The sequence below is a fragment of the Bacteroides intestinalis genome, assembly GCF_003464595.1.
In the GTDB taxonomy this organism is placed as follows: Bacteria; Bacteroidota; Bacteroidia; order Bacteroidales; family Bacteroidaceae; genus Bacteroides; species Bacteroides intestinalis_A.
In genome coordinates this window covers 23,069-34,254 of sequence record NZ_QRZF01000032.1, presented here as the reverse complement: position 1 = coordinate 34,254, position 11,186 = coordinate 23,069, and the positions used below count along the sequence as shown (strand labels likewise).

Genomic DNA, 11,186 nt, shown 5'->3' with positions numbered 1-11,186 from the left:
TGTACAAGTGTGAACGTTCACTTGTACAAGCGCAGGCTCTCGCAGCCGCAAGTGTTCAATTACAATAATTAGAACGACCGTCCTTTAAATATATTCGACTCGGACAATGGAACGAGTTTACCGTCCAGTGTTAATCTATTCGAGTTGAAATTAGGATTTACTGTGGCAGATACATTGTTGCGGCCATGAGTGAGCCTGATAGAGACTTGTGCTGAGATTCCTACACCTGTCACACTAAAATTGCAAGTTACATTCCCTTTTTTGTCGGTGGTGGTTTTTACTTCACCTACAGTGCCATCCACTGTAACACCTCCAATTCCATTAGGACCAGCAAAGGCACCGTTAAAAGCAATCTGTACGGATGCCCGGTCACCATTTAAAAGGATAAAATTGGTATTGGATGTAACAAAAGCACTACGGCCTCTTTTGAATGTCACACGATCCGCTTCCAATACAAACTTTCTCTCCTTTATGGCTTGTACTGCATCAGTGTATGCTCGTTCTTCTTCTATTTTCTCCCGAGCTTTTTCTGCATCACGTTGTGCTTTACGTTCAGCACGACGACTTTCACTTTTACTTTCCTGTGCATAGATTGTTGTAGATGCACCTATGAAAACCAACATCAATAATACGATAATCTTTTTCATAACTTCTTTCTTTCTTTTGTTAGAATAAACAATCAAAAAATGAAAAGGATGCATGTGACCTATATTAATATTATATGAATTAATATTTATTATAAGTAATACACTGTTATGTTATTTCTTTCCTGAATACATTTTATATTGAAAATGCCTTAAATAGCGATTTTTGGATGTAAAAATAGTGATTATTGTACATTCTGTAAGCAGATAGCCCTCTAATTTTGTCTCCATGAATTTATTGTTAGCCCTATTCTATATTAGTAAAACTATGAAGATACGTAATATGTGCGGATATATTTTCATTCTGTTATTGGTGTCCTGCCATCAAAAAGATGAAGGTATATATGATCCGGATCAATCCTATAAAGTCGTTGTAAATGGAATCATCGATTCACTTTTTGAGAATGATAATACCGATGTCCTTCCTCATTGCATTGTTTCTGTTATTCGAAATAATGTAGAAGTCCAACAGCACTCTTTTTTCATAGAAACAACAGCCGCCAGATCAATAAAAGACATGAAATATCCTTTACTTGAGCTGAATCTGCCCTCTGGAGAACACTATCTTCTGGCATGGATAGATTATCGGATAACAGAAGACTCTCCATACTATATTACAGAAAATTTAAGGTCTGTACGTATGAAAAGCGAAGTGGCTGGTATGGATAAGAAAGCCTATGCAGCCGTTCTGCCTTTAACAATATTCCCGGATAGTCCGATAGAGCAAATTTGTAATCTGGATTTTTATTCTCCACTGTCTTCTTATACACTGACTACTGATCTGAAGGAGGAGAGTCTTGATGAGAGAATGACCGCTATATTGACTTATAAAGGTTACCTGCCTATCGCTTATGATGTTCTGTCCGGGCGTTGTGTTGCTTCTCTGGCAAATCCCACCATGAGATATGACGGGATACAGAAAGAAAGGGATAAATATATTGTTGCATCGGATTGCCTGTTCATGAATAAAGGCAAGACCAGTTCCCTGGATATGGGAATAACGATAGGTAATTCCAAAGGAGGAATTGTATATCATGCCCCCTCCATTTCATTTTCGTTGGAAGCTGCCCGGCACATCACTAAACATGTGGAAATGGCAGACTTGGGAGAGAGCAATATTATTGACGGAGAGATAACAGGAGAGATCGATATAATAATTAATTAATCTTTAAATTTAACAACATGAAAATCAAATTCTTATTGTGGTATGTATTCTTTTCTCTATGGTTAATGGGTTGTAAAGATGCAGAGAGTGCCATCGATTACAAACAAAATGTAAGTGTACGTTTATCAATGGATGCAGTCACTACCCGTGGAGTTTCTGCACTTCCGGCAGTCGACGGATATCATCTGCGTTATGTTTTGGGAATCTATAAACAGAACGAGGCGGACGGTACATTGACTCTGATACAGCGCATTCCACAAACTACCCCCGACTTTAATTTAGATTTGGCTACTGATGAAACGTTTACTTTGGTTGCCTGGGCCGATTTCGTTAGTAGTGGGACAGACAACTCCACACTGACAAGCGTGGAAGATGAGTTCTATAACACACAATCTTTGCAGAATGTCAGTATCATGAAAGAAAAATGGGTACTGAATACTCCGGCACGGGATGCTTTTTGTGCGAAGGCTGCTGATGTAACCTCCTCTGCTTTGCAAGTGACAATGACCTTGAAACGTCCGTTTGCTCTAATGAACGTAAAAGGCAGTTATGCAGGTGTACAAAGTGCCAAGGTTACGTATCCTTCGGTATATACTGCCTATGATGTCACTAAAGGTGATATAACAGGAACTGCTTCCGAACAGATTCTTTCGGCTAAAACCTTATCAGCGGATGCCAATCAAGTATTGATTTTCGATTATCTGTTTACGCATCCATTGGCTGACGGAGCCAGTTATCAGGAGGGAAGTATCCTGTATGATGTAAACCTGGATTTCTTCGCATCAGATAATGCTACGGGAGAAGCACTCAAAAGTTTAAAAGTAGACTATGTGCCTTTCACTACCAATTATAAAACCAATCTGATTTGTCCTGTGGAAAACACTTCTTCAGTACAAGTGACTTGTTCTATTGATGCTGATTTTGAAACACCGGAAGTAGATGGAGACAAACCTTTCATTGTAAGCTCGTATATCCGTGGAAATTTTTATCAGAAAGGAGACATTTCTACTGAAAGTATGTTAGCATGCAATGATCTTATATATATGGTAGTCCAACCCTATGGAGACGGAACATTGTACTTTGAGACTCCGGAGAATAATGCTACGTTTACGGGTGGAGTGACTCATCTGGAGTCTTTTGCTGGACGTAGCGGCGTGATTTCATTTGACGGAACAGGAGAAATGAATGCCGGGCCTCATTTGATGAACAATGCGACCGGAGCAATGGGAGCTTTCACCTTTGCTACCTGGATGTATATTGATGAGTGGACGCCGGATGCTGTGGTGTTCAGTAAAACGGTTGGAGAGAATACGGTCTCGTTGCAACTGGGGGATACACCGGAGAAATTGAAATTTACCGTAGGGACAGTCGTTTCTGATTTAACTGCTACAGGATTAGAAATTGGAGCCTGGCATTATGTAGGTGTATCTTATGCTTCCAAAGCCATCACTCTATCCATTGATGCTACTAAAACAGCGGATGCTATATCCAATACCGGGACTCTTCCTTTCCGCGCTTCCACACTATTAGGTACTAATTTTAAAGGAAAACTGGATGAAACCTTTTTCTCAGGAATTGGTTTTGGTAATCCTGCCGCTTATAAAGACAAGGAACTAACTTTCAAAGGTGACTGGAATGCGACAAAGACATTAGCTTATTGGAAATATGACGATGCATCTGATAAAGGAAAAGATTCACAAACGTGGGTGGAAATAATGAAAGATATCCGTGCAAAACTGGGCGGTAAGAAAATTCTGTTCCGTTTGGGAGTAGCCGGAGGAAACTGGAAGAATATGTGTGCTAATTCAGCCTCTATTACTGATTTCGTACGGAATATGAAGAGTGTAATGGATAAATATGACATCGATGGCGCAGATATTGATTTTGAATGGCCTGCATCGGATGCTGATTTCACGAATGTAAGCAATGCGCTTATAGCTTTGAAAGACGGAACAGGAAGCCGTATCATTTCTCCGACTTTACACCCGCTATATTATAAAATATCAGCAGAGGCAATATCCAAGATGGATTGGATTTCCATACAATGTTATGGTCCTTCTCCCGACCGCTATCCGGTGGAACAGTATAAGATTGATCTGCAGACTGTAATCAGCAACGGTGGTATTCCGAATGAGAAGATCGTTGCCGGACTTCCGTTTATTGGAGCTACCAGTGATAAGTCTGCTACACAGGCCTATAGCTCTTTCGTTAATGGTAATCTGATTACCAGTCCTGATCAGAATACTGTGACATATAATGGTAAAGAGTATCTGTTTGATGGGCAGACTAATATCAAGATAAAGACCCGCTATGCCCGCCAACAGAATATGCGTGGCGTCATGAGCTGGGATTTGGCTACGGATGTACCTTTTACAAACTCGCTATCATTGCTGAAAGTTATGAAAGAAGCGGCAGCAGAATAATCTGTTGCATAGACCATCTGCCTGTATGGAGCAGATGGTCTATCAACTTGTCTTTGGATTATAAGAAAAAGTGTTATTCTATTATTAAGTTTCGCCCTTTAGGGTACTTCACTTTATAACGTAAAGCTAAATCACGTTGTTCGCCGGGCTGTAAGGTTATTTGCCAGGTGATGATGCCTTTCGCTTCATCCAGACTGCCGCCGCTGATTTCTTCTGCTGTTACGGTAATGTTATTGTTGCGTGATACAGGCAGTTGGTCGTAAAGCGTAAGATTGATAGGTTCTGGACGCGTATTGCGGACAGAAAGTTTCCATGCAATGGATTGCGTCTGATTGGAACCCATAAACTTGCGTGAGGTATATTCGTTCTCTTTCGTACGCTGTATCATGATACGTTTATCACGACCTAAAGAGAAAGATAGTGTGTCGTTCTGTTGGGTGACATTCATAATGGACTTGCCAATGAAAGTATTCTCAAAGTAAACATTTGCTTCGCCTTCAAGTAAGTTTAGCTTTTCCCAATCGGTTACCTGGGCAATCAGGAAAGCATCTTTATCTATCTTCGGAGTACTTTGGTAAGTATAGGAAGCGGGTAATTCGTAATGACCGATTTCAGCAACTACAGGCTTGTTATCAGAAGGAATGGTGTAGGGCACTTTTATTTCAAATTCGTAGCCCATCTGTCCCTGGTTTTGTTCAACGTCGAGGGCCATGCTGGCCTCTTCTTCGTATTGAATATCTTTTTTATGGTTTACCTTAAGACCGGAGACAGCACCTGCCATAAGAGATTTCCTTTCAGCGCCGTAACCTACTACCACTACTTCATCCAACATCTGTGTATCTTCCTGAAGGGTAACATTCATAATACTTCCTTGTATATCTCTGGTCTGAGTCTGATAGCCAATATATGAAAATTGAAGTTTGTTTTGTCCATTGGGAATAGTTATGGAATACTTACCGCTTATGTCGGTGATGGCTCCTATCGTAGTCCCCGGAATGGTAACGGTAGCACCTATTACGGGCATACGTTCATTGTCAAGAACGACTCCTGAAACAGTGTTTCCATTGAGATTCAAATTGTAGCGTGGTGCTGCAAGCCCGTAATCCAACCAGTAAGTAGACAGAGTGGGGGCCACGCTTCCGGTGGAAGGATTAGAGGAGGAAAGGGATAATTCTACGTTCTTCCACTCTTCCTTGGTATTCTGAAAGATATTGGCTTTGTAAACGATGGAGATAGGCTCGGCCAGGCTACCGGAACGAACATCATAGGAGGGGAACCAACCGGCATTTTTTACATAATAGTTCAGAGTGAATGTAGCTTTGCAAGCTGCCGGCGCATTTACATTGACCATAATTTCACTCATAGGGGTTAGAGATTTACCGCTTAGTTGTGCCAGTTCAGAGTTCAGTTGTCCCTGTTTGATGGCAAGTTCGGCTATCTGTTCATTGATAGCCAGTTCTTTTGTTTTCAGAGCTTTCAGCTGCCCGGAGTAATATTGATTCACTTCTTTGATAGTGGCCAGAGAAGTAGCGGTATTCTTATTGCTGACGGAGCAATTTGTTTTCAGCATTTCATATTCGGCATTGATAAGTCCAAGCTCGGCATTCTGTTCTTTCTGCTGTTTCTCTATTTTTTTAAGTTCCTTTTGCAGGCTTTGTTGTTTTTCGCTGACGGCAAGGCTGTCTATATAGTTGTATTGTCGGTTGACTGCCGTAACGGTGATTTTTCCCTTGGCACTGACCTGCATACTTTGTGCATCCATATAAGGGGATAATCCGGTAAAGATGAGCGTTGAATTTCCTGCCGGAATATCTACTTGTTTGGTACGCGTCACTTGGGCGCCGTCAATGAACAGCATTACCTTTTCGGCAGTAGTTTTCACCTTGTTTTGTCCCATAAGGGTGGTGGCTGCACAAAAGCAGAAACATGCCCATAGTCCTAATCTCCGTCGTTTCATTGTCAGTCTTTTTAATGTTATGTCACAAATATATGGATATTTCATTAACAAATGCTTTTATATATTGTCTTTTTTGCTTGCATCTTTACTGAAAAGATTGTTCTTTTGTGCAATGTGTTTGTTTACTCAATCTATCTGGGCTTTATGAAAATCAATCAATGGATATTTTACTCTTTGTTTCTGGGACTCATCAGTTGCCAATCGCAAGAACAGACTTTTACTGTGCATTGCACCGGACTGGGCGCTTACGAAGGAGATACGGTCTACCTGTGGCGATATGGTGCCGACCGTATGACGGGTGACCGTGATTATGGGAAAGCTCCCTTGGACTTCGCTATTATCAGAAACGGAGAAGTTTCATTTTCCGGAAAAGAAGATACGTTGCATATCTATGGAATGGAGCATCCCGGTAGCATGAATTTCTTTTATCCAGAAAGAGGAAAACTGACGTTGACAAATGTAGTCCCACCGACAATGCCTGTACCGGATAAAAGTACCAATCCCCATTCACAAAACGTACGTCTTTGGAAACTTTGGCATGAAGATGATTTTCCGCTGGAAGCTACGCGGCAATTTGTATTCGACAATGCCCGGAACGCAATTGGATGGATGGTGTTTGATCGTTGGGCAGCGATCTATCCGGATGAACTGGAGACATTGTATCAGAAAACTCCTTCACAAATGCGCGACAGTACATCTGTATTGATAGGACTGAAACGGATGCTGGATGCTACCCGTAGCCTGAAGCCGGGAGATCATTTTATTGACTTCAAACAAGTGGAGTATGCAGAGAAAGACAGTTTGCTCTTTTCGGACATTGCAGGGCAGGGACATCCTGTGTGTTTACTCTTTTTTCTGAAGCCCAATGAAAAAGATGCTGTTCGTACAGAAATCAAAAATCTGCGAGAGCAATATCCCGATATACGTGTAATTGTCCCCACTTATAGATACCAGGCCCCGGAATCTAAAGAGTTCATTCATGAACTGGAGACCGACTATCAGGCGACCATCCTGGATGACAGTCGCCGTTTTGAGAAAAGTGCCCGCTGGGAGTATCGTATTTACGGTTCTTTCAATTACGAATACTTATTTGATGCCCAGGGGCAGTTGGTGAAGATGAAACCTGTTTTATAAAGACGCATAATAGGCTTCTGCCTTTGCCAGTGTCTCTGGCTTGCCCACATCAAACCAGTTTTCGCTGTCTATAGGAAATCCTTGAATGCGTGCTTTCGGGCAGATATCCACATAAAACGGAATAATGGAAAATTTCCCTGTCCAGCGTTCATCTTCCATATAACGGAAAATAGAGGGAGAAAGAACATGGACGCAACCAAAGGCTTGCAACTGATAATGATCGCTGGGATAATCGAGTTCTTTGGGGAGTACTTCGCCTGTAGAAAGATTCGTCCAACCACAAAGGCGGTTATCTTGATCCATCAATAGATAGCGGGATGTTTTCCGGTGATTCGTGAGCAGAGTGGCATCTGCATCACTTTCCAGATGGTGGTGGTAGAAAGCATTGAGATCCAGGTCTGTCAGGATATCGGCATTATGTATAAGAAAAGGCTCGTTGCTCTCCAGCAGAGGACGGGCTTTTTTAATACCACCACCGGTATCCAGCAGTTCACCCCGTTCGTCACTGATATGAATATCCACGCCGAAGTTCTGGTTTGCACGAAGGAAGTCTATAATCTGACTTCCAAAATGGTGGATGTTTATGGTGATATCATGGAAGCCGGCATCTTTTAGTTTTAAGATGACACGCTCCAGCATCGTTTTGCCTGCTACGGAGACAAGTGCCTTGGGCATATTGTCTGTCAGTGGGCGCAGGCGGGTGCCGAGGCCTGCGGCAAATATCATTGCTTTCATTCTTTTTATTTCTTGAATTATCGGAAGTTTAGACCAATATTCTTATCCTCTACCTATCTGCTCCGTATCAAGTCCCTGTCTGGGCCGTACCAAGTCCGTCTGTATAGATACGGAGCAGGTACGGACTTGACAGGAAACGGAACAGTAGGAATGAGGAAAAATAGACTACTATTCTTTAGTTTTTCGCTTTAAAAGTCTGTTCAATATTCTGTTCCCTGTGCATCAGATTTACCTGTACTCCGAATTTCTGGTTCAGATGTTCTGCCAGGTGTTGTGCTGAATAAACCGAGCGGTGTTGTCCACCTGTGCATCCGAAACAAATGGAAAGGTTTGTAAATCCGCGTTCCATATATCGTTTCACGGAAGCATCTACCAGACCGTATACATGTTCGAGGAACGTGGTTATTTCTCCATCATCTTCCAGGAAGCGGATAACAGGTTCATCCAGTCCGGTGAAGGGTTTATAACGGTCGTACTTACCGGGGTTGTTTACGGCACGGCAGTCGAATACAAAGCCACCACCGTTGCCACTGGAATCCTCAGGAATACCTTTTTTATATGCAAAACTGGTGACCTTTACTACAAGGCGGCGCTTCTGGAGGTCGTCAGTAAATTGTTTCAGCTCAGTAAGTTCTTTCAGCACATGACAGAGGTACGGATATTCGGGATAGGGTTCCTGCAATAGCTGTCGCAGGTTTTCAATAGCGAAGGGGACGCTTTGGATGAAATGGGGTTTCTTCTCGAAATAGCCACGGAAGCCATAAGCACCCAGCACTTGCATGGTACGGAACAATACGAAATGGCGTAATTGAGCATAGAAATATTTCTCGTCCACAGGCTGGTATTTACACAGGGAGTCCAAGTATTCCTTTAAAAGCTCTTTGCGAAGGCTCTCAGGATAATTGGCCTTGGCTTGCCACAGGAAGGAAGCCACATCATAATAAACAGGCCCCTTGCGTCCGCCTTGGAAGTCGATGAGCCATGGTTCACCTTCTTTAATCATAACGTTCCGGCTCTGGAAATCACGATACATGAATGTAGCCGAACTACTGCGCATCAATACGTCCGCCATCTTCTGGAAATCATCTTCCAGGCGGTCTTCCTGAAACTCCATTCCGGTAGCTTTCAGGAAACAATATTTGAAGTAATTCAAGTCCCATAAGATACTGCGGCTGTTGAATTCCGACTGTGGGTAACAGTATGAGAAATCCATTCCGTCTGCACCGGAGAACTGTATGGCAGGCAACAGGCGCATTGTCTTGCGCAGAAGCTGCTTTTCTTCTTCATCAAAAACACTGGTCTTACGCCCTTTTTCGATGGCATTGAACAGGAGAGTGTCTCCCAGGTCTTCCTGCAGATAAAATGCATCGTTATCACTCTTTGCTACGACTTGTGGCACGGGCAGTCCTTTCTTGCGGAAGTGGTCTGCCATATAGAGGAAAGCCTGATTCTCTTCGAGGGAAGTCCCGCTGACACCGATAAGGGTAGGGGTGCCCGTAAGGCGGAAGTAACGACGGTTGGAGCCGGATGAAGGAAGTTCTTCAATAGCTTCCGGCTCGTGTCCGGTATACGTACAATATAATTTCTTGAGTTCTTCAGTAATCATAGTAATTTACTTTTATTTGGGCAGCTAAGGTAAGAGTTTTAGGGAATATATACTACCTTTGCGGGAAAGAAATTTAGTTGACAAGGATTTCAGATACGAGTTGACAAGGCTTTTGCCCTTGTATCTTGTTAACTTGTTAACTCGTTAACTCAAGTATGCATGATAAGATATATTCCCCAATTTCTGATAGCGGCGCCTACTTCGGGCACTGGAAAAACCACTGTCAGCCGATTGTTGATGACGTTATTGACGCAGAAAAAACTACGTGTACAGCCCTATAAGTGCGGGCCGGATTATATCGACACGAAGTATCATGAAAAAGCTTGCGGAATTCCGTCTTACAATCTGGACCCTTTTATGGCTTCCGAACAACATATGCATGAAGTGTATGTTTCACATGCCAAAGATGCGGATGTCTGTATCGTAGAAGGTATGATGGGCATGTTCGACGGATACGACCGTAGTAAAGGTTCATCAGCAGAGATTGCAAAGATTTTGAATCTTCCTGTTGTGTTGGTGGTAAATGCTAAATCGGCCGCTTATTCACTGGCCGCTATGATTAAAGGTTATTTGGATTTTGATCCGCAAGTGGAAGTCGCAGGCGTTATCTTCAATCAGGCAGGGAGCGACCGTCATGAGGAAATGTTGCGTGAGATTTGCGATGATCTGAATGTACCTTGTTTGGGTTGCTTGCGGAAATTCGATGCTTTGAAAGAGGAAAGCAGGCACTTGGGACTGGATTTCAGTCGTAAAGATGAAGATGGTATCACTGAGACACTGCTGAAGCAGCTAGACGCACAATTGAACTTGGATCTCTTGTTGCAGATCACACGCCGGGGGGTGGATGTCACCACAGAAGTCAAAAAGAATGTCTCTCTATCCGGAAATATATGGGTGGCACGCAATAAGGAAAGTTTCTCCTTTATCTATGCTGAACATCTTGATTACCTGAATCAGTTTGGTACGGTTACTTTCTTCGATCCGGAAGATAACAGTGCGGTAGTACCGGATAATGTGGATTTGCTCTATCTGCCCGGAGGTTATCCGGAAAATCGTGCGCTTCAATTGAGTGCAGCCCCCCGTGTAATAGATTCAGTCAAGGCTCATATTGAGCGGGGAGGAAAAACAATTGCTGAATGTGGCGGTATGATGTATCTGGCTTCGGAACTGGTGATGTGCAAAGATCCCTATACAGCTTTCAAAATGGTAGATGCATTACCTATGAAAGTTTCCGCTTGCAAGGATGATATGCGTTTGGCAATGGGGTATAGAAGCTTTGATTTTCGTGGGGTGAAGCTGCGTGGACATGAGTTTCATTATTCGCAGATCATTGAGCAGGATGAGAAGCTTGCTTCGGCTGTACAAGTTTATAATGCTAAAGGACACCCCGTGAATACAGCCGTGTTTTGTTATAAAAATCTGATAGCGAGTTATACGCATTTGTATTGGGGAGAAACGGGAATTTGGTCATTATTCGAACAAGTTCCGGGAGAGTGAAATAATGTAAGATATACCTGTAATT

General features: G+C 42.7%; 8 protein-coding genes. 4 read left to right on the top strand and 4 right to left on the bottom strand.

Annotated features, from left to right (window positions below; genetic code table 11):
- Positions 1–68: 68 nt before the first annotated feature.
- On the bottom strand, positions 69–647 hold the full coding sequence (locus DWW10_RS24640) for a DUF4251 domain-containing protein (RefSeq protein ID WP_022208811.1): 579 nt from the start codon (positions 645–647) through the stop codon (positions 69–71).
- Between the two features lie 265 nt (positions 648–912).
- On the opposite strand from DWW10_RS24640, the gene DWW10_RS24635 reads away from it, so the two are divergent.
- Both DWW10_RS24635 and DWW10_RS24630 read left to right on the top strand, forming a co-directional pair.
- Positions 913–1,809, top strand: coding sequence for a DUF6562 domain-containing protein (locus DWW10_RS24635; protein ID WP_118422407.1), 897 nt, complete (start codon positions 913–915; stop codon positions 1,807–1,809).
- Positions 1,810–1,826: 17 nt separating this feature from the next.
- Complete coding sequence (locus DWW10_RS24630) at positions 1,827–4,232, top strand: glycosyl hydrolase family 18 protein (protein ID WP_022393836.1); 2,406 nt, start codon at positions 1,827–1,829, stop codon at positions 4,230–4,232.
- 73 nt (positions 4,233–4,305) lie between these two features.
- Here the strand turns inward: DWW10_RS24630 and DWW10_RS24625 are convergent, their stop codons facing one another.
- Positions 4,306–6,189, bottom strand: coding sequence for a DUF4139 domain-containing protein (locus DWW10_RS24625; protein ID WP_022393837.1), 1,884 nt, complete (start codon positions 6,187–6,189; stop codon positions 4,306–4,308).
- Positions 6,190–6,333: 144 nt separating this feature from the next.
- Here DWW10_RS24625 and DWW10_RS24620 point away from each other — a divergent pair, with 144 nt between their 5' ends.
- Positions 6,334–7,323 (top strand): DUF4369 domain-containing protein, encoded by a 990-nt coding sequence (locus DWW10_RS24620; protein ID WP_118422408.1) that lies wholly within the window; start codon positions 6,334–6,336, stop codon positions 7,321–7,323.
- Here the strand turns inward: DWW10_RS24620 and DWW10_RS24615 are convergent.
- On the bottom strand, positions 7,318–8,058 hold the full coding sequence (locus DWW10_RS24615) for a nucleotidyltransferase family protein (protein ID WP_061434864.1): 741 nt from the start codon (positions 8,056–8,058) through the stop codon (positions 7,318–7,320). The genes DWW10_RS24620 and DWW10_RS24615 overlap by 6 nt on opposite strands.
- 175 nt (positions 8,059–8,233) lie before the next feature.
- Positions 8,234–9,664 (bottom strand): RapZ C-terminal domain-containing protein, encoded by a 1,431-nt coding sequence (locus tag DWW10_RS24610; protein ID WP_022393840.1) that lies wholly within the window; start codon positions 9,662–9,664, stop codon positions 8,234–8,236.
- A gap of 159 nt (positions 9,665–9,823) precedes the next feature.
- Here DWW10_RS24610 and DWW10_RS24605 point away from each other — a divergent pair, with 159 nt between their 5' ends.
- A complete protein-coding gene (locus tag DWW10_RS24605; RefSeq protein WP_022393841.1) occupies positions 9,824–11,161 on the top strand; it encodes a cobyrinic acid a,c-diamide synthase CobB in 1,338 nt (445 codons plus the stop codon).
- The last annotated feature ends 25 nt before the right edge of the window (positions 11,162–11,186 follow it).